General features: G+C 70.8%; 18 protein-coding genes. 8 read left to right on the top strand and 10 right to left on the bottom strand.

Annotation, left to right across the window (positions count from 1 at the left end; translation table 11 throughout):
• Positions 1-32: 32 nt before the first annotated feature.
• A complete protein-coding gene (locus L0P92_RS05205) occupies positions 33-2207 on the top strand; it encodes a discoidin domain-containing protein (protein WP_234761307.1) in 2175 nt (724 codons plus the stop codon).
• Here the strand turns inward: L0P92_RS05205 and L0P92_RS05200 are convergent.
• Genes L0P92_RS05200 through L0P92_RS05185 form a run of 4 tightly spaced genes read right to left on the bottom strand, consistent with a single transcriptional unit; the run spans position 2176 to position 5527 of the window.
• Entirely contained in the window at positions 2176-2988 is an 813-nt protein-coding gene (locus L0P92_RS05200) for an ABC transporter ATP-binding protein (protein WP_234761306.1), read from the bottom strand. The genes L0P92_RS05205 and L0P92_RS05200 overlap by 32 nt on opposite strands.
• Before the next feature lie 24 nt (positions 2989-3012).
• A complete protein-coding gene (locus L0P92_RS05195; RefSeq protein ID WP_234761351.1) occupies positions 3013-3789 on the bottom strand; it encodes an ABC transporter permease in 777 nt (258 codons plus the stop codon).
• On the bottom strand, positions 3789-4562 hold the full coding sequence (locus L0P92_RS05190) for an ABC transporter permease (protein ID WP_234761305.1): 774 nt from the start codon (positions 4560-4562) through the stop codon (positions 3789-3791). The genes L0P92_RS05195 and L0P92_RS05190 overlap by 1 nt, the downstream gene beginning before the upstream one ends.
• Positions 4559-5527 carry an ABC transporter substrate-binding protein gene (locus L0P92_RS05185; protein ID WP_234761304.1) on the bottom strand — a complete coding sequence of 323 codons (969 nt, stop codon included), beginning with the start codon at positions 5525-5527 and terminating at the stop codon, positions 4559-4561. The genes L0P92_RS05190 and L0P92_RS05185 overlap by 4 nt, the downstream gene beginning before the upstream one ends.
• A gap of 191 nt (positions 5528-5718) precedes the next feature.
• Between L0P92_RS05185 and L0P92_RS05180 the strand changes: the two genes are divergently transcribed.
• Entirely contained in the window at positions 5719-6570 is an 852-nt protein-coding gene (locus L0P92_RS05180) for an IclR family transcriptional regulator domain-containing protein (protein ID WP_234761303.1), read from the top strand.
• On the opposite strand, the gene L0P92_RS05175 is transcribed toward L0P92_RS05180, so the two are convergent.
• The 4 genes from L0P92_RS05175 to L0P92_RS05160 all read right to left on the bottom strand — a co-directional run bounded on the left by L0P92_RS05175 (position 6485) and on the right by L0P92_RS05160 (position 9159).
• Positions 6485-7420 carry a PDR/VanB family oxidoreductase gene (locus tag L0P92_RS05175; protein WP_234761302.1) on the bottom strand — a complete coding sequence of 312 codons (936 nt, stop codon included), beginning with the start codon at positions 7418-7420 and terminating at the stop codon, positions 6485-6487. The genes L0P92_RS05180 and L0P92_RS05175 overlap by 86 nt on opposite strands.
• Positions 7417-7650, bottom strand: a complete 234-nt coding sequence (locus tag L0P92_RS05170) for a hypothetical protein (protein WP_234761301.1) — start codon at positions 7648-7650, stop codon at positions 7417-7419. Before L0P92_RS05170 ends, L0P92_RS05175 begins: the two co-directional genes overlap by 4 nt.
• The gene (locus tag L0P92_RS05165; protein WP_234761300.1) at positions 7647-8717 is read right to left on the bottom strand and encodes a Rieske 2Fe-2S domain-containing protein; all 1071 of its coding nucleotides are present in this window, start codon (positions 8715-8717) and stop codon (positions 7647-7649) included. The genes L0P92_RS05170 and L0P92_RS05165 overlap by 4 nt, the downstream gene beginning before the upstream one ends.
• A 283-nt stretch (positions 8718-9000) precedes the next feature.
• Positions 9001-9159: a hypothetical protein gene (locus tag L0P92_RS05160; protein ID WP_234761359.1), complete on the bottom strand. Its 159-nt coding sequence runs from the start codon at positions 9157-9159 to the stop codon at positions 9001-9003.
• 77 nt (positions 9160-9236) lie between these two features.
• On the opposite strand from L0P92_RS05160, the gene L0P92_RS05155 reads away from it, so the two are divergent.
• The 6 genes from L0P92_RS05155 (at position 9237) to L0P92_RS05130 (ending at position 16131) form a co-directional block, all read left to right on the top strand.
• Positions 9237-9674: a TetR/AcrR family transcriptional regulator gene (locus L0P92_RS05155; RefSeq protein ID WP_234761358.1), complete on the top strand. Its 438-nt coding sequence runs from the start codon at positions 9237-9239 to the stop codon at positions 9672-9674.
• Positions 9675-9953: 279 nt separating this feature from the next.
• A complete protein-coding gene (locus tag L0P92_RS05150; RefSeq protein ID WP_234761299.1) occupies positions 9954-10997 on the top strand; it encodes a zinc-binding dehydrogenase in 1044 nt (347 codons plus the stop codon).
• A 95-nt stretch (positions 10998-11092) separates the two neighbouring features.
• Positions 11093-11737 (top strand): (2Fe-2S)-binding protein, encoded by a 645-nt coding sequence (locus L0P92_RS05145; protein ID WP_234761298.1) that lies wholly within the window; start codon positions 11093-11095, stop codon positions 11735-11737.
• A 13-nt stretch (positions 11738-11750) separates the two neighbouring features.
• Positions 11751-12731: an FAD binding domain-containing protein gene (locus L0P92_RS05140; protein ID WP_234761297.1), complete on the top strand. Its 981-nt coding sequence runs from the start codon at positions 11751-11753 to the stop codon at positions 12729-12731.
• Positions 12728-14923, top strand: coding sequence for a xanthine dehydrogenase family protein molybdopterin-binding subunit (locus L0P92_RS05135; protein WP_234761296.1), 2196 nt, complete (start codon positions 12728-12730; stop codon positions 14921-14923). The genes L0P92_RS05140 and L0P92_RS05135 overlap by 4 nt, the downstream gene beginning before the upstream one ends.
• 74 nt (positions 14924-14997) lie before the next feature.
• Positions 14998-16131, top strand: a complete 1134-nt coding sequence (locus tag L0P92_RS05130; protein WP_234761295.1) for an XdhC family protein — start codon at positions 14998-15000, stop codon at positions 16129-16131.
• Here L0P92_RS05130 and L0P92_RS05125 read toward each other — a convergent pair whose 3' ends face one another.
• Both L0P92_RS05125 and L0P92_RS05120 read right to left on the bottom strand, forming a co-directional pair.
• Entirely contained in the window at positions 16132-17304 is a 1173-nt protein-coding gene (locus L0P92_RS05125; RefSeq protein WP_234761294.1) for a sialidase family protein, read from the bottom strand.
• Positions 17301-18080 (bottom strand): HpcH/HpaI aldolase family protein, encoded by a 780-nt coding sequence (locus L0P92_RS05120; protein ID WP_234761293.1) that lies wholly within the window; start codon positions 18078-18080, stop codon positions 17301-17303. Before L0P92_RS05120 ends, L0P92_RS05125 begins: the two co-directional genes overlap by 4 nt.
• Positions 18081-18095: the final 15 nt, after the last annotated feature.

Raw genomic sequence — 18095 nt, 5'->3', positions numbered from 1 at the left:
ACCGCACCCCCCACTGTCGAAGGGACCAGCACATGCACACCTACAGATCCAGGACTGTCAGGGTCATGCCAGCCATAATGGTCGCCGCTCTGGCGGCGGGCCTGCTCACCGCGGCCGCCCCCACGGCCCGGGCGGCGGCCGGCGCCACCCTCCCCTTCACCTCCGTCGAAGCGGAGTCCGCCACCACCACGGGCACGAGGATCGGCCCCGACCACACCCAGGGCACCCTCGCCTCCGAGGCCTCGGGCCGCCAGGCGGTACGGCTCGACTCCGGCCGGCGCGTCGAGTTCACCGTGCCGCGCGCGGCCAACGCGGTGAACGTCGCCTACAGCGTCCCCGACGGCCGGTCCGGCTCGCTGAACGTGTACGTCAACGGCACCCGGCTCGACCGGACCATCCTCGTGACGTCCAAGTACTCGTACGTGGACACCCCGTGGATCCCGGGCGCCAAGAGCCACCACTTCTACGACAACGCCCGGCTGCTGCTGGGCCGCGATGTGCAGGCAGGGGACAAGATCGCCGTCGAGGCGACCGGCGTCCAGGTCACCGTCGACGTCGCCGACTTCGAGCAGGCCGCCGGGCCCGCCGCGCAGCCCGCCGGATCGGTGTCCGTCACCTCCAAGGGCGCCGACCCGAGCGGCCAGGGCGACTCCACGCAGGCCTTCCGGGACGCCATCGCCGCGGCACGGGGCGGCGTGGTCTGGATCCCACCGGGGGAGTACCGGCTCACCTCGTCCCTGAACGGCGTCCAGAACGTCACCCTCCAGGGCGCCGGCCACTGGCACTCCGTCGTGCGCACCTCCCGCTTCATCGACCAGTCGAGCTCGACCGGCGACGTCCACATCAAGGACTTCGCGGTCATCGGCGAGGTCACCGAGCGCGTCGACTCCAACCCCGACAACTTCGTCAACGGCTCGCTCGGGCCGAACAGTTCCGTCTCCGGCATGTGGCTCCAGCACCTCAAGGTCGGCCTCTGGCTGATGGGCGACAACGACAACCTCGTCGTCGAGAACAACCGGTTCCTCGACATGACCGCCGACGGACTCAACCTCAACGGCAACGCACGCGGCGTGCGCGTCCGCCACAACTTCCTGCGCAACCAGGGCGACGACGCCCTCGCCATGTGGTCGCTGTACGCGCCGGACACGAACAGCAGCTTCGAGAACAACACGATCACCCAGCCGAACCTCGCCAACGGCATCGCGATCTACGGCGGCACCGACATCACCGTCAAGGACAACCTGATCGCCGACACCAACGCCCTCGGCAGCGGCATCGCGATCTCCAACCAGAAGTTCCTCGACCCCTTCCACCCGCTGGCCGGCACGATCACGGTCGACGGCAACACACTCGTCCGCACGGGCGCGATGAACCCCAACTGGAACCACCCGATGGGCGCCCTGCGCGTCGACTCCTACGACAGCGCCATCGAGGCCAACGTCCGGATCACCGACACCACCGTCATCGACAGCCCGTACAGCGCCTTCGAGTTCGTGTCGGGCAGCGGTCGCGGTTTCGCGGCGAAGAACATCACCGTCGACGGCGCCACCGTGCGTGACACCGGTACGGTCGTCGTCCAGGCCGAGACGCAGGGCGCAGCCACTTTCCGCAACGTCGCGGCGACCGGCGTCGGCGCGGCGGGCGTCTACAACTGCCCCTACCCGGCCGGCTCCGGCACCTTCACCCTCACCGACGGCGGCGGCAACTCCGGCTGGAGCAGCACCTGGTCCGACTGCTCGACCTGGCCCCAGCCCGGCCAGGGCAACCCCGACCCGGATCCGAACCGCAACCTCGCCAAGGGCCGTCCGGCCACCGCCACCGGATCGCAGGACGTCTACACCCCGGGCAAGGCGGTCGACGGTGACGCCAACACCTACTGGGAGTCCACCAACAACGCCTTCCCGCAGGCGCTGACGGTCGACCTCGGCTCGACCGAGGCGGTCCGGCGACTGGTGCTGAAGCTGCCGCCTTCCTCGGCGTGGGGAGCGCGCACCCAGACCGTGACCGTGCTGGGCAGCACCGACGGCTCCACCTACTCGACGGTCGTGGGCGCCACCGGCTACCGCTTCGACCCGGCCACCGGCAACACGGCCACCGTATCCCTGCCCGGCGGCACCAGCCTGCGCTGTCTGCGGCTGTCGGTCAGCGCCAACACCGGATGGCCGGCGGGCCAGTTCAGTGAGGTGGAGGTGTATCCGACTTCGTGACCGCGTCCCGCACGACCCCGCGCTTCGCCGCCTGGATCTGCTCGTACACATGGGTGCGCAGTTCGGCGAAGCGCGGGTCCACGCGGGTGTGCAGCTGGTCGCGCTCGGCGGGCAGATCGACCTTCAGCTGCTCCTGGACGACGGTGGGGGAGGCGGACAGGACGAGGACCCGCTCGCCCAGGTACACCGCCTCGTCGATGTCGTGCGTGACGAACAGGATCGTGATGCCGCGGTCCCGCCACAGCCCCCGGACCAGATCCTCCAGATCGGCCCGCGTCTGCGCGTCCACGGCCGCGAACGGCTCGTCCATCAGCAGCACACGGGGCTCGTACGCGAGCGCGCGGGCGATGGCGACCCGCTGCTGCATCCCGCCGGACAGCTGCCACGGATACGCCCCCACGGCATCCGTCAGCCCGACCGACTCCAGCGCGTCGCGCACCAGCTCCCGGCGACGCGCCTTGCTCAAGTCCTTCTGCTTCAGCGGGAGTTCGACGTTGTCGCCGACCCGCATCCAGGGGAACAGGCTGCGTCCGTACTCCTGGAAGACGAACGCCATCCCGGGCGGCGGACCGCTCACCTTCCGCCCCTCCAGGAGCACTTCGCCGCTCGTCGGCGTGAGCAGCCCGCCCATGCACTTCAGCAGGGTCGTCTTGCCGCAGCCGGACGGGCCGACGAGACAGACCAGTTCGCCCGCGTCGACGGTGAAGGTGAGGTCGCGCACTGCCTCCACCCGCCGCCCGGAACCCTCGTAGACCTTCTTCAGGCCGCGTACGTCGAGCATGACCCGCCCCTTCACGGTGTTCACTCAAGACCGCCGGGTGGTCGCGCGCAGGCCGCGGTACCAGCCGAGCACCCGGCGCTCGACCAGCTGGAAGACGACGGAGAGCAGGAAGCCGAGCAGGCCGAGGACGAGGATGCCGGTCCACATGTCGGGGATGGCGAAGCTGCGTTGGAACTGCACGACGGTGAAGCCGATGCCGTTGTTCGCGGCGAACATCTCGCTGATGACCATGAGGATGATGCCGATCGAGAGGGCCTGGCGCAGCCCGGCGAAGATCTGCGGACTCGCCGAGCGCAGCACCAGATGGCGCAGCCGGGCGAACCCGGTGACACCGTACGAGCGGGCCGTCTCCAGCATCACCGAGTCGACCGCGCGCACGCCCTCCACGGTGTTGAGCAGGATCGGCCAGACACAGCCGCTCGCGATCACGACGATCTTCATCGTGTCGCCGATGCCCGCGAACAGCATGATGACCGGCACCAGCACGGGCGGCGGCACGGCCCGCAGGAACTCCAGGACCGGCTCGCACACCGCGCGCACCCGGCGGTAGGAGCCGATGACCGTGCCGAGCGCGACCCCGACCGCCGCGGCCAGCGCGTAGCCGCCCAGGAGGCGCAGGAGGCTCGGTACGACGTCCGTGCGCAGACGGTCGGCGGTCCAGACGTCCGGGAAGGTGTCGAGGATCGTTCGCAGCGGCGGCCAGAAGGGGTCCGTGCTGCCGTTCGACGCCGCCCACCACACGGCGACCAGCACCGCGGGCAGCGCGACGACGAAGAGCAGCCTCAGCAGCAGGCGCCCGATCACACCGCCACCTCCCCGCGCACCGACTGGTGCCAGGCCAGCGCCCGCCGCTCCACCGTCCGCGCGCCGACGTTGATGAGCAGCCCCAGCAGCCCCGCGACCACGATCAGCGCGTACATCTCCGGCACCGCCTGAGAGGTCTGCGCCACCGCGATCTGCCGGCCCAACCCCGGGGCACCGATGACCAGTTCGGCCGTGATCGCAAGGATCAGCGCCACGGCCGCGGCGAGCCGCACCCCGGTCATGACGTACGGCAGGGCCGTCGGCCACAGCACATGGCGGACCCGCGCCCAGGTGCCGAGGCCGTAGCTGCGGGCCGTCTCCTCGGCGACCGGGTCGACGTCCTGGACGCCGTACAGCGTCTGGATCAGCACCTGCCAGAAGCTGGCGTACACCACCAGCAGGAGCACCGACTTCAGTTCGGTGCCGTAGAGCAGTACCGCCAGCGGGATCAGCGCCACGGAGGGGATGGGGCGCAGGAACTCGATCGTGGACGCCGTCGCCTCGCGCAGATACGGCACCACCGAGACGGCCACGCCCACGACGACACCGGCGCAGACCGCGATGGCCAGGCCCAGCGCCCAGCCGGTGAGGGTGTCGCCGAGCGCGCTCCAGAAGGCGGTGTCGGCGGCCTCGTCCACGAGTGCTTCGGCGATCCGGCTCGTCGGCGGGACATAGGCCTCCTTGACCAGGCCGAGCCGCGGCGCCGCCTCGCCCAGGGCGAGGAAGGCCGCGAGCCCGGCCGCACCGAGTGCGACATGCCCGCCCCTCACGGCAGGAGCGCGTCCAGGTCGGGCGTCTTCTTGAAGAGGCCGTCCGTCTCACCGAGCTTCATCAGGGCCTCGATGGACGACCGGTTCGCCTCGGCCGGCCACTTCGGAAGGGTGACCTTGGCCAGCACGTCCGCCGGGATCTTCGTGTACGTCGTGATGATCTGGCGGGCCTCGTCCGGGTGGGCGTCGGCGTAGGCGAGGGACTCGGCGGTGGCGTCCTGGAACTTCTTCACCACCTCCGGGTTCTGCTGCGCGTACTGCGTGGACGCGAAGTACATGGCCACGGTGAGATTCGGGGCGACGTCCACCAGGGGTGAGGCGATCTCGACGCCGTCCTGGCTCTTGATGGTGGCGGTCGCCGGCTCCACGACCATGGCGGCGTCGATCTGACTCTGGTCGAGGGCGGCCGGCATCTGGTCGAAGGCCAGCTCGACGAAGTTCACCTTGTCGGGATCGCCGCCGGCCTTGCGCACCGACTCGCGTACGGCGGTCTCGTTGATGTTCTTCAGCGTGTTGATGGCGACCTTCTTGCCCTCAAGCTCCTTCGGCGACTTCAGCGGGCTGCCCTTCTTGACCATGAGGGCGCCGAAGTCCTTGCCCGACACGCCGGTCGACGCGATGGCGTTGGCGACCGCCTTCACCGGAACGCCGTTGGACTGGGCGACCATCAGGGACGTCACGTTGCTGAACCCGAACTGGAACTGCCCGCTCGCCACACCCGGCACGATCGCCGCGCCGCCCTGTGCGGTGGTGAACTCCAGCTTCAGGCCCTGTTTTTCGAAGAAGCCCTGCTTCTGGCCGAGATACAGCGGTGCGACATCGACGATCGGGATGAGTCCGACCTTGACGGTGGTGACCCCGCCGGACGACGCGCCCGCCTGAGACGAACCGTCGTCGGACGAGCCACAGGCCGTCGCGACGAGCAGCAGGGCGCCGGCGGTGAGACCGGCCGACAGACGACGCATGGCTCCTCCTGTACAGACAACGGTGCAGCGGTGTTCCGACAGGTTGTGCGCAAGGCGCACAGTAGTGCGCGGGAACGCTCTGCGGGAAGGTAGAAGCCTCAACCGGTTCTCAACGGGGTCTCAACCGGTTCTCAACCGGTCGGGGGGCGATGAGTTCGCCGACAACATTGTTGACACCATTGGAGGTGGCGATGCTTCCGGCAGACCGCGCACCGCACTTCGTGAGGTCCTTCGAGCGCGGCCTCGCCGTGATCCGCTCCTTCGACGCCGACCACCCCGCCCGTACCCTCAGCGAGGTCGCCCAGACCTGCGACCTGACCCGCGCCGCCGCCCGCCGGCTGCTGCTCACCCTCGTCGACCTCGGCTACGTCCACCAGGACGGCCGCCACTTCCGCCTCACCCCGCGCGTCCTGGAACTCGGCTACTCCTACCTCTCCAGCGTCACCCTGCCGCAGATCGCCGAGCCGCATCTGGAGCAACTCGTGGCGCAGGTACGGGAGTCGTCGTCGCTGTGCGTCCTGGACGGCGAAGACATCGTGTACGTGGCACGGGTGCCGACCCGGCGCATCATGACGGCGGCCATCGCGGTGGGCACCCGATTCCCGGCGTATGTGACGTCTGTGGGCCGGGTCATCCTCGCCCATCTGCCGGAGGAGGAGGTCCGACTCCGCTTGGAGGCAGGCGAGTTGAAGCAGCTGACCTCGCGCACCATCACCGCGCCGGACGCCCTGCGGGCGGAGCTGGGGCGCATCCGGCGGCAGGGTTACGCCGTCGTCGACCAGGAGTTGGAGGAGGGGCTGCGGTCGGTGGCGGCCCCGGTGCGGGAACCGGACGGCGAGGTGGTGGCCGGCGTGAACATCGCGGTGCACGCCGGCCGTACCTCGGTGGACTCGATCCGTGCGGAGCTGCTGCCGCATCTGCTGGCCGCGGTGGCCCGGATCGAGGCCGACCTCCGGATCACAGGTCCAGCACGAGCCGCTTCCCACGGCACCGGGACACACAGATCATCATCGTCTCGCCGCTCTCCTGCTCCTCGGCCGTGAGCACGGAGTCCCGATGGTCCGGGGTGCCGTCGAGGACATCGGTCTCGCAGGTCCCGCAGGTGCCCTCCGTGCAGGAGAAGAGCACCTCGACACCGGCGGCGCGCACGGCGTCCAGCACGGAGACGTCAGCGGGCACGGTGACCGTTCGGCCGCTCTGCGCGAGCTCGACCTCGAACTCGCTGTTCTCACCCGCCTGTTGCTCCTTGGGTGAGAACCGCTCGACGCGCAGCCGCTCGGCCGGGCACCGCTCCTCGACCGCGTCCAGCAGCGGACCGGGACCGCAGCAGTACACCAGCGTGCCGTCGGGCAGGTCCTCCAGCACGGAGGCGAGGTCCAGCAGCCCGGTCTCGTCCTGCGGGGCGACGGTGACCCGATCGCCGTACCGCCCCAACTCCTCGGTGAAAGCTATGGAGTTGCGCGTGCGGCCGCCGTACAGCAGCGTCCACTGGGCGCCCGCCGCCTCGGCCGCGGCCAGCATCGGCAGGATGGGGGTGATGCCGATCCCGCCCGCGATGAACCGGTAGCGGGGAGCGGGCTCGAGCCGGAAGTGGTTGCGCGGCCCGCGCACCCGCACCTTGTCACCCAGCCCCAACTCCTCGTGCACATGGGCCGATCCGCCGCGCCCGTCCGCCTCCCGCAGCACCGCGATCCGCCAGGCGCCCCGGTCGGCCGGATCGCCGCACAGCGAGTACTGCCGCTCCAGCTCCGGCCCGAGGACGACGTCGATGTGGGCGCCGGGCTCCCACTCCGGCAGGTCCTCGCCGAGCGGGTGGCGCAGGGTGAGGGCGAGCACGCCGTCGGCCGCCGACTCCCTGCTCTCGACGACGAGTTCGGCTTCGTACACGGTCATGAGCTGTTTCCTCGCGGCTCGTGGCCCTGCGGCGGCCGCCCCTGCGGCTGCTGTCCCTGGGACTGGTGTCCTTGTGGCTGGTGTCCTTGCGGATGGGCGAGCATCCACTCCCACATCTCGATCGGGTCCTGCGCGGTGTGCTCGCGTCCGCAGTGACAGGTGCCGTGCAGGATGTCGGTGCCCGGCAGCCAGTCGATGCGGTAGATCTCGCCGGTGGGGCCGGCGCTCACAGGACCTTCTCCACGGGCTTGTCGCCCTCCTCGACCAGCCGGGCGAGGATACGGCGGGCCGCCAGACCGCCGGTGTCGATGTTGATGCTCAGCTCCTGGTAGCCGGTGCGCTCGGTGCCCAGGGTCTTCTGGAGCAGGTTGAGGGCGGTGACGTCCTGCATGACGACGGTGTGGTTGTTGCCCCGCAGGAACTCGGTGACCTCGGCGTCGTCCGTCGCCCAGTCCCGGGAGACCGCCCAGAAGTCGTACACCTTGCCGTCGCCGGACGGGGTGATGGCGTACGTGATCTCGGTGTGGAAGCCGTTCGGGTCGCTGCCGTCGGCCTCGGGCAGCACACCGACCGGCGCGATCCGGCTGTGCAGCAGGTAGAGGCAGGGCGCGTGGTACTCGATGTCCTGCCAGCGCGTGATCCGGCCCTCGATGCCGGTCGACCTGGCGTAGAACGGCGGGCACTCGGCGTCGTCCATGTGCCGGCTCACCCGGACGATGCCGGCGCCCTCGTCGACCTCGGTGGTGATCGGGGTATCGGCGACCTCGGGGGTGCCGATGTAGCCGCCGTGGAGGTAGGTCTCGTGGGAGAGGTCGAGGAGGTTGTCGACGAGCAGCCCGTAGTCGCAGTCGATGGGCTCCATGCCGCGCACGGTGACCCAGCCGGGGGAGTCGAGGTGCCTGGCCCGCGGGATGCTCTGCGCATCGGCGAGCGCGGGGTCGCCGATCCACACCCAGATCAGGGAGTCCTGCTCGACGACCGGGTAGGAGGCCACGCGGGCCGTCCGCGGGACGCGCTTCTGCCCGGGCACGTACACACACGTACCGGTGGTGTCGTACGTGAACCCGTGGTACCCGCACACGATCCGGTCGCCGTCGAGCCGGGTCGGCGCCTCGGACAGCGGGTACCGGCGGTGCACACACCGGTCGTGCAGGACGACCGGCGTCCCCTCCTCCTCCGTGCGGTACAGCACGAGCGTCTCACCGAGGATCGTCCTGCCGAGCAACTCCCGCCCCACCTCATGGCTGTAGGCGGCGACGTACCACTGGTTCCTTGCGAAGGCGGTCATGTGAGGCATGAGGGTTCCCGTCCCTGTCGGCGGGGCGCCATCGCCCCGCGTGCCGTGGTTGGGAACAGGTTCCTGACGACGGCGGCGGCGAGGCAAGGCGGCTTCTGCCAGGCGGAAGCGTATCTGTGAAAGAGCTGGTCAGAGCCCTGGGACCTCGGGCTGTGGCCTGGTGCTACCGCTCGTCCGGTACCGGTCGCACGGTTGTTTCCGCCTGGGGCTGGGTTGCTGCTGGTGCGGAAGGGGCGACGGGCTGTGGCCGTTCGCCCGGCAGGCGGGACTTTCGCAACACGCCCTAGGCGGCCGGCCGCAGGGCTGTGTCCTCCTCGTCGATGTCGACGCCGCGAGGTCGGTGCTTGGTCGCGGGACGGTGGCTCGGCAGGAGGAAGGCGAGGAGCAGTCCGAGGGAGATGGCGCCTGCGGCGATGAGGAAGGAGGTACGGAAGCCGTCCATGGTGGGGATGGCGACGCCGTTGACGTTGTTCGCGGTGGTGGCCAGGACCCGACGTCGCCCGCCTCGCGAAGGTCGGGGTGGCCACGGTCTACCGGCACTTCCCGACACCGGAAGCCCTGATGGAGACCGTGGCCGCCCCCGGGCTGGAAGCGTTGATCGCGCGTGCGGAACAGGCCCTGACCGAGGAGGACCCCTGGCAGGCGCTGGCGGACTTCCTCGACACGACGCTGGAGGCGCAGCTGACCGACCCCTCGATCTCGATCGTGCGCTCCGCTCCCGCACACGTGCTGCCCCGCACCACGGAACTCGCCGCCGCGATGGATTCCCTGGCGGGCCGAGTGCTCGAACGCGCGCACGCGGCAGGAACCGTACGAGCCTTGGTGACCTGGGAAGACCTGCGACCGCTCATGTGCGGAGCCGCCTACGCCGCCCAGGTTCACGCCACCGACCACAAGACCCGCCTCGAGTCCGGCCGCCGCTACCTGAGCGTCATGCTCCATGGGTTGCACACCTGAGCGGAGGCGGTTGTCCTCGCGGGTCCCAGAGCCATGTGCCGGGGCCGGATCGGGCTGCGGGCCGGTTTCCGTGTCCGGCTGGCCGCCGCTTGGGGGGTTGAGGTTATACCCCCCATAAACACGACCTTCCTCCGGCGTGGCGAGGCCGGTTGGGTGGGGTCGACCGCTGTAACGCAGTCCGTTGTGGCGTTGGTGGCGTGCCCCGGAGCGTGAGCAGGGCACGCCCTTCCTCCGCGCCGACGAAGACCCGCATCACGTACCACCATCGGAGAACACCTCATGCGAGCAACCCTCATGTACGGCGCCGGCGACGTCCGTGTCGAGGACGTCCCGGACTCCGTCGTCAAGCACCCCACCGACGCGCTGGTCCGTGTCACCGCCTCCTGCGTCTGCGGCAGCGACCTGTGGCCGTACGCCTCGATGAAGCCGGACGACGGCCCGGCCAGGATGGGGCACGAGTTCATCGGCGTCGTCGAGGACACCGGCTCCGAGGTGACCACCGTCAAGCGCGGCGACCTCGTCGTCGCACCCTTCGCCATCTCGGACAACACCTGCGCGTTCTGCCGCGAGGGCCTGCACACCTCCTGCGCCCACGCCCAGGCGAACTTCTGGGACGGCGAGGCGGAGGAGGGCGGTCAGGCCGAGGCGGTGCGCGTGCCGCTCGCCGACGGCACCCTCGTCAAGCTCCCCGTCGCCCCGGACTCCGCGCTGATCCCGTCCCTGCTGACCCTCTCGGACGTGTTCGGCACCGGCTACCACGCCGCCGTGGCGGGCGGTGTCAGTGAGCGCACCCGTGTCACCGTCATCGGCGACGGGGCCGTCGGCCTGCTGGGCGTGCTGTCGGCCAAGCGGCTCGGCGCCGAGCAGATCATCCTGATGGGCCGTCATCAGGCGCGCACCGACCTCGGCCGGGAGTTCGGCGCCACCGACGTGATCTCCGCACGGGGCGAGGAAGGCATCGCCCAGGTGCGGGAGCTGACCGGAGGGCACGGCACGCACGTGGTCCTGGAGTGCGTCGGCAACATGCCCGCCTACGAGCAGGCCGTCGGCATCGTCCGTCCCGGCGGCGTGATCAGCCGGGTCGGCGTCCCGCAGTACGAGGAGGCGCCGATCGGCTTCGGCAGCCTGTTCCGCCGCAACATCCGCCTGGCCGGCGGTCCGGCGCCGGTGCGCGCCTACATCAAGGTACTGCTGCCCGACATCCTCAGCGGGGCCATCGAGCCGGGCAAGGTCTTCGACGTCTCCACCACCCTCGACGGCGTCCCGGCCGGATACCAGGACATGGCCGACCGCAAGACCCTCAAGGTCCTCGTCAACAGCTGACGCGCTCTTCAGCTGACGAGTTCTCCAGCTGACGAGCTCTCCTCCCGCCCTGCCGCCGTTGCGGCCGATCCGCCCATTGACGCGAAGGCGTACCTATGTCCACTGACTCTGTGTCTGCTGTCCCACCCCCCACCGAACCGGACGAGTCCCCCTCGGCACCCACGCGGCGGACCTTCATCGCCACCACCACCGCGGTCGGTGGCGTCGCCGTCGCGGGCGGCGTGATCGGAGGGTCCTTCCTTCTCGGCTCGGAGGAGGCGGCGGCCGCCGCGGCGCCCGCCAGCCGTGTGTCCCTGACGGTGAACGGCACCCGGCGGACGGTGACGGTCGACAACCGCACCTCGCTGCTGGACCTGCTGCGCGAGCACTTCGAGCTCACCGGCTCCAAGAAGGGCTGCAACGCCGGTGCGTGCGGTGCGTGCACGGTGCTGGTCGACGGGCGGCGGGTCAACGCCTGTCTGACGCTCGCGGTGCGCCTTGAGGGCGCCGAGGTCACCACGATCGAGGGCCTGTCCGACGGCGACCGACTGCACCCGCTGCAGCAGGCGTTCATCGACGAGGACGCCTTCCAGTGCGGCTACTGCACGCCCGGCCAGATCATGTCCGGCGTCGGCTGCATCCAGGAGGGTCACACCGGCTCCCCGGAGGAGATCCGGGAGTGGATGAGCGGCAACATCTGCCGCTGCGGCTGCTACGTGAAAATCACCCGCGCGGTCGAACAGACCGCCGGCCGGAAGTAGAGGTGCGGCCGCCATGCATCCCTTCTCCTACACCCGCGCCTCCGACACGCGCGAGGCCCTCGACGCCGGTCGCCACGGCGGCCGTTACATCGCCGGGGGCACCACCCTCGTCGACCTGATGCGCGAAACCGTGGAGCGCCCCGAGACCCTGGTCGACATCAGCGGGCTTCCGCTGCGCGAGGTCAGAGCCACCCAGGGTGGTGGCCTGCGGATCGGCGCGCTGGTGACCATGGCCGAGACCGCCGCACACCCCAAAGTGCGCGCGCTGTATCCGGTCATCTCCGAGTCGCTGGAGCTGAGCGCGTCCGCCCAGCTCCGCAACATGGCGACCATCGGCGGGAACATCATGCAGCGCACCCGCTGCACCTACTTCCGTGACGTGACCGCCGACTGCAACAAGCGCGAGCCGGGCTCGGGCTGCGCCGCGCTGAAGGGCCACAACCGCACTCACGCGATCCTCGGCACCTCCGACGCCTGCGTGGCCACCCACCCGTCCGACGTGGCCGTGGCCTTCGCCGCCCTGGAGGCGACCGTGCACCTGCTGGGCCCGGACGGGGAGCGCCGTCTCCGCTTCGCGGACTTCCTGCTACGGCCCGGCAGCACCCCCAACCGTGAACAGGCCGTCCGACAGGGCGAGTTGATCACCGCGGTCGAGATCCCGGCGCTTCCGCGTCCGCTGCGGTCGGGCTATCTGAAGGTGCGCGACCGGCAGTCCTACGAGTTCGCGCTCACCTCGGCGGCCGTCGCCCTGCACATCCGCGGCGGAGTGATCCGCGAGGCCAAGGTCGCCGCCGGAGGCGTCGGCACCGTGCCCTGGAAACTGCCGGCCGTCGAGCGGCACCTGGTCGGCGAACGCCCCTCGGCGGCCCTGTGGACAGCCGCCGCGGACAAGGCGGCCGACGGGGCACGCCCCCTGCAACACAACCGGTTCAAGCCCGAGTTGCTCAAGCGGACCGTCGAGCGCCAGCTGCGCGTCGTGGGAGGTACGAAGTGAGTCCCCAGCCCCAGGCCGCCGTCGGCGCCCCGCTGTCCCGGGTGGACGGCCGGCTGAAGGTCACCGGTCAGGCCCGGTACGCCGCCGAGCACGACGTGAAGGGTGTCCTGCACGCGGTCATCGTCGACAGCAGCGTCGGCCTCGGCCGCATCACGTCCATCGACACGGACGCCGCGCTCGCCCACCCCGGCGTGCTGCGTGTGATCCATCACCGCAACGCGCCGAAGCTGCCGTACCTCGACAACCCCGGGTCGAACAACCCGCAGGGCCGGCGGCTGCGCGTCTTCCAGGACGACAAGGTCCTCTTCCACGGCCAGCCGGTCGCCGTCGTCGTCGCCACCACCCTGGAGGCCGCGCAGCACGGCGCGAGCCTGGTCGAGGTGCGCTACGACGCGAAGAAGCCCTCGACCGAACTGGCCGAGGCGAAGCCGGACGAGCCGACCAGGTACGCGCGCGGTGACGCCGCCGCCGGACTGCGCGACGCCGCGGTGCGGATGGACCTGACCTACCGCATGGCGCGCAACCACCAGAACCCCATGGAACCGCACGCCACCATCGCCCGCTGGAACGGCGACAAGCTGACCGTGTGGGACAAGACCCAGTGGGTGGTGGGCACCCAGACCGAACTCTCCACGGTGTTCGACCTGCCCATGAAGTCGGTGCGGGTCATCTCGCCGTTCGTCGGCGGCGGCTTCGGCAGCGGGCTGCGCTGCTGGCCGCACACCGTGGTCGCCGCACTGGCCGCCCGCGAGATGAAGCGTCCCGTCAAGGTCGTCCTGACCCGCCGTCAGATGTACTTCGGCACCGGCTTCCGGCCCTCCTACGACTACCGGCTGCGCCTCGGCAGCGACCGGCGGGGCCGGCTGGCGGCCATGGTGCACGAGATGGACGCGGAGACCTCGTCGTACGAGAAGTTCGAAGAGGCCATCATGCTCGCCGGCCAGATGTTCTACAGCATGCCCAACGTCAGCCAGGCGTACCGCAAGATGCCGCTGGACGTGAACACACCGCTGTATATGCGGGGCCCCGGTTTCGCGAACGCGTCCTTCGTCATCGAGTCGGCCATGGACGAGCTCGCCAACCGGCTCGGTGTCGATCCGATCGAGCTGCGGCTGCGCAACGAGCCGGCGGAGGACGAGTCGAACGGCCTGCCCTGGTCCACCCGCAAGCTGCGCGAGTGCTACAGCGTGGGCGCCCGGGAGTTCGGCTGGGACCGTCGCAACCCCGAGCCCCGCTCGACGCGGGACGGGGACTGGCTGGTCGGAATGGGCATGGCGGCGGCCGTGTACGACCCCGGGCGTTTCCCCGCGCAGGCCCGGGTCCGCCTGGACGCGGACGGCACGGCGGTCGCCGAAGCGGCCACCATCGACATGGGGCCGGGCACCTACACCTCCCAGACCCAGGTCGCCGCCGACGCGCTCGGGCTGACCATGCGCACGGTGACCTTCCGCCTCGGCGACTCCCTCTACCCGCCGACCCCGCCGCACGGCGGCTCGATGACCATGACCGTCGTCGGCTCCGCCGTCCTCGACGCCTGCAACAAGGTCCGCGGCCAGGCCATCAAGCTGGCCGTCGAGGACGAGGAGTCGCCGCTGTACGGCGTCGAGGCCGGGGACGTCGTCGTGCGCGCCGGCCGGCTGCACGTGCAGGGCAACCCCACGCGCGGCGAGACCTACCAGCGGTTGCTGACCCGCAACGAGCTCACCCACCTCGAAGCCGACGGCGCGTACGCCGGGGCGCCGGAGCCCGCGCGCCACTCGTACTTCTCCTACGGGGCGGTCTTCACCGAGGTCGGCGTCGACGCCACCCTCGGCCTGGTACGGGTGCGGCGGATGCTCGGCGTGTACGACGTGGGCCGCATCGTCAGCCCCAAGCTGGCGGACAGCCAGGCGCTGGGCGGCATGGTCGGCGGCATCGGCCAGGCCCTGCTGGAACACACGGTCACCGACCACCGCGACGGTCGTATCGTCAACGCGAGCCTCGCCGACTACCTGGTCCCGGTCAACGCCGACATCCCCGACCTCAGGGCCATCTACCTGGAGGGCGAGGACCCCGACGCCGACCCGCTCGGCGTGAAGGGCATCGGAGAGATCGTCCAGGTCGGGGTGGCGCCCGCCATGGCCAACGCGGTCCACAACGCCACCGGTCGCCGTATCCGCGAGTTGCCCATCACAGCGGAGGCGTTCATCTGAGCCGGGCCGCCGCCGCGTCCGCGCCCCCGTCGAGCGCGGCGGCGGCTCTTCCCCATACCCACGGAGACAGGCCCATGTTCAACATCGCGGACACACTGCACAGTTGGTGCCGCGAGGCACGCCCCTTCGCCCTGGCCACCGTGGTCGACGTGCACGGCAGCGCACCTCTGCCGGTCGGTACGTCGGTCGCCGTGGACATGGACGGCAACGCGGTCGGCAGCATCTCCGGCGGCTGTGTCGAGGGCGCCGTCTACGAGCTGTGCCAGCAGGTCCTCAAGGACGGGGGTCCGCCCCAGCGCGCCTGGTTCGGCTACTCCGACGACGACGCCTTCGCCGTCGGGCTGACCTGCGGCGGCGAACTCGACGTCCTCGTCCAGCGCGTCGACCCCGCAGCGCGGCCCCACCTTGCCACCGCCTTCGAAGAGGTCCGACGGGGCAGGCCCACAGCCGTGGCACAGGTCGTCGACGGTCCCGAGGAACTCCTCGGCCTCACCTTGTGCCTCCTCGGCGACGGCGACGTAGCCCACGGAACCCTGGACGACGGGGAGGTCGACCGGGCGGTTACGGCACAGACGGGTGCCCTTCTACGGGCCGGACGTACCGCCCGCGTCGAGGTCGGCGGCGACGCGGGCACCTGCCCCGAGAGGCTGTCCGTCCTCGTCCATGTCCACGCGTCCCGCCCGCGCATGCTGATCTTCGGCGCCGTCGACTTCGCCGCGGCCCTCAGCCAGGCCGGGCACTTTCTCGGCTACCACGTCACCGTCTGCGACGCCCGCCCGGTCTTCGCCACGCGTGCCCGCTTCCCGCACGCGGACGAGGTCGTGGTCGACTGGCCCCACCGATACCTCGAACGCACGCATGTGGACGCCCGCACCGCCGTCTGCGTCCTCACCCACGACGCCAAGTTCGACATCCCCCTGCTGCGACTGGCTCTGAACCTACCCGTCGGCTACGTCGGCGCGATGGGATCCCGGCGCACCCACGACGAACGCCTGCACCGCCTCCGCGAAGCCGGTGTGTCCGAGGTGCGACTGGCCCGGCTGCGCTCACCGATCGGGCTCGACCTCGGCGCCCGCACACCCGAGGAGACAGCCGTCTCCATCACCGCGGAGATCATCTCCCACGCCAACCAGGCCACCGGCCTGCCGTTGTCCCACGGCACGGGACCGATTCACCGCACCCTCGTGCCCGCCGGCATGGGCCGCTGATCAGCGCCTCCGAGGGGTGAGCCGGATGTGGCGGATGACCTTGCGGTGGTGGGTGTAGGCGATGTGCAGGGCGCCGTCGGGGGTCTGCGTGATCGAGGGGTACGACAGCTCGCGGTTGAGGCCGTCGCGGGAGTTGTTGGTGAGGCAGTGGCCGTCGCCGGTCACGAGGTCGGCGCGCAGCGGCCAGGTGTGGCCGCCGTCGATGGACAGGGCGAGGCTGAGCGGGGCACGTGGTGCTCCCCAGAACGCGGCGGAGGGGGCGGCCTGCTGGACCGTGGCGGTCGTCGAGGCGGCGGAGGCGTTGCCGTCGGCGAGCCCGCCCGTGTCGTCGATCTCGTCGTAGAGGGAGACGCGGCGGTCGGTGGCGTCGGCGGCGCTGCTGTGGTTGTAGACGAGGGCCAGTCGGCCGTCGGTCAACGGGACGTACTGGATCGATGAGTTGTTGTTCGGCAGGTCGAGCGGCTCGGGCTCGCTCCAGGTGTCTCCGTCGTCCACTGACAGGGAGCGGTGGACGTGGTCCGCGCGGCGGCTGCGGAACAGGGCGCACAACGAGCCGTCGGGCAGCCGGTGGACGTTCATGTGGACCAGGCCCGTGGAGCCGGGCACGGACTCCTCGCGCCAGGTCGTGCCCCCGTCGTCGCTGATCATCACGGCGCTGGTGTCGAGGTCGCCGGACCACTTCACGCCGGGGGTGACCACGCAGCGGAAGACGGGCAGCAGGAGACGGCCGGTGGGCAGGACGACCGGGGGCTGGCGGACGAAGACGCCGCCGTTCGCGGGTGTCGCCGGGAACAGGGTGCGGGTCGTGTCCCAGGTGGTGCCGCCGTCGTGGCTGACGCGCAGTCGTACCTCCGCCGTGTCCTGGTCGCCGCCCCGCTGGGCGGTGTGCAGCAGCCACAGGGCGCCGGAGGGCGTGGGGAAGAGGATGGGGTTCTGCTCGGAGCGGGTGGGGTCCTCCGAGAGCCGGACCGGGTCGGTCCAGGTCGTGGCGCCGGGCGCGAGCCGGGAGAACCACACGGCGATGTCGGCCATGCCCTCCTGTGTGCCGCCGAACCAGACGCAGCCGAGGTCGCCGCCGGGCAGGACGGTGAGGTTGGCCGCGTGGCTCTGCACCGTCGGCGCGGGCAGGGTGGTGTCGGTGCGGTCGTAGGCGTCGAGGAGTGCGGTCGTCACTGCGTAGCTCCAGGGGTGCGGGCCGAGGTCAGATGGTGGCGGGCGGCCTGCTCCAGGTGGACCAGGTCGCAGGCGACGGTCGCGAAGGTGAAGCCCTCGGCCAGGCGCTTGGCGGCGCTCGGCCCGTCCGGGTTGTGGATGCCGGCGGCGATGCCCGCGCCCGCGGCCGCCTCGCGGATCGTGACGAGCGCGGCCTCGAAGGTGTCGGCCAGGGCCGGGTCGGTGGAGGTGGCACCGCCCAGCGCGATACGCAGGTCGGAGGGGCCGACGTAGACGCCGTCCAGGCCCGGCGTCGCGCAGATCTCCGCGACGTTGGCGAGGCCCTCCGCCGTCTCGATCATGGCGAGGACGACGGTGGCGTCGTGCGTGTCGGCCGGGTCGGGGCCGATTCGCAGGGCCGAGCGCATCGGGCCGTAGGAGCGCCGGCCGTGCGGCGGGTAGCGGACGGCGGCGACGGCCTCGGCGGCCTGCGTGGCGGTGTCGATCAGCGGCACGATCACTCCGGTCGCGCCGGCGTCCAGGGCCCGGCCGATCGGCGCCGGATCGTTGGCCTCCACCCGAACCAGGCCGACGGCGGTGGAGCCTTTGCAGTCGATCGCGAGCAGGTTGTTGAGCATGCCGGAGTAGCCGAACAGGCCGTGCTGGGCGTCCAGGGCGACGTAGTCGTAGCCGAGCCGGGCGATGCGTTCGGTGGCCACGGGCGCGTCCAACAGGCTCCAGTAGCCGAGGAGTTGCTCGCGGGCGCGCAGGGCGGTGGTGAACTCTGCCGGGGTCATGGGTGGGCGTTCCTT

Origin of the sequence: Streptomyces muensis (assembly GCF_021474425.1) — a bacterium.
Classification (GTDB): domain Bacteria; phylum Actinomycetota; class Actinomycetes; order Streptomycetales; family Streptomycetaceae; genus Streptomyces; species Streptomyces muensis.
Note: the sequence above shows the minus strand (reverse complement) of the source record. Positions and strands in the feature narration are given on the sequence as shown.

Excerpts from the sequence above, each read along its gene's own strand:
- L0P92_RS05120 (WP_234761293.1), bottom strand. The coding sequence starts at position 18,080 with ATGACCCCGGCAGAGTTCACCACCGCCCTGCGCGCCCGCGAGCAACTC.
- L0P92_RS05175 (WP_234761302.1), bottom strand. The coding sequence starts at position 7,420 with ATGACCGTGTACGAAGCCGAACTCGTCGTCGAGAGCAGGGAGTCGGCG.
- L0P92_RS05185 (WP_234761304.1), bottom strand. The coding sequence starts at position 5,527 with ATGCGTCGTCTGTCGGCCGGTCTCACCGCCGGCGCCCTGCTGCTCGTC.
- L0P92_RS05145 (WP_234761298.1), top strand. The coding sequence starts at position 11,093 with ATGTCCACTGACTCTGTGTCTGCTGTCCCACCCCCCACCGAACCGGAC.
- L0P92_RS05200 (WP_234761306.1), bottom strand. The coding sequence starts at position 2,988 with ATGCTCGACGTACGCGGCCTGAAGAAGGTCTACGAGGGTTCCGGGCGG.
- L0P92_RS05165 (WP_234761300.1), bottom strand. The coding sequence starts at position 8,717 with ATGCCTCACATGACCGCCTTCGCAAGGAACCAGTGGTACGTCGCCGCC.
- L0P92_RS05160 (WP_234761359.1), bottom strand. The coding sequence starts at position 9,159 with ATGGACGGCTTCCGTACCTCCTTCCTCATCGCCGCAGGCGCCATCTCC.
- L0P92_RS05205 (WP_234761307.1), top strand. The coding sequence starts at position 33 with ATGCACACCTACAGATCCAGGACTGTCAGGGTCATGCCAGCCATAATG.
- L0P92_RS05140 (WP_234761297.1), top strand. The coding sequence starts at position 11,751 with ATGCATCCCTTCTCCTACACCCGCGCCTCCGACACGCGCGAGGCCCTC.
- L0P92_RS05130 (WP_234761295.1), top strand. The coding sequence starts at position 14,998 with ATGTTCAACATCGCGGACACACTGCACAGTTGGTGCCGCGAGGCACGC.
- L0P92_RS05180 (WP_234761303.1), top strand. The coding sequence starts at position 5,719 with ATGCTTCCGGCAGACCGCGCACCGCACTTCGTGAGGTCCTTCGAGCGC.
- L0P92_RS05150 (WP_234761299.1), top strand. The coding sequence starts at position 9,954 with ATGCGAGCAACCCTCATGTACGGCGCCGGCGACGTCCGTGTCGAGGAC.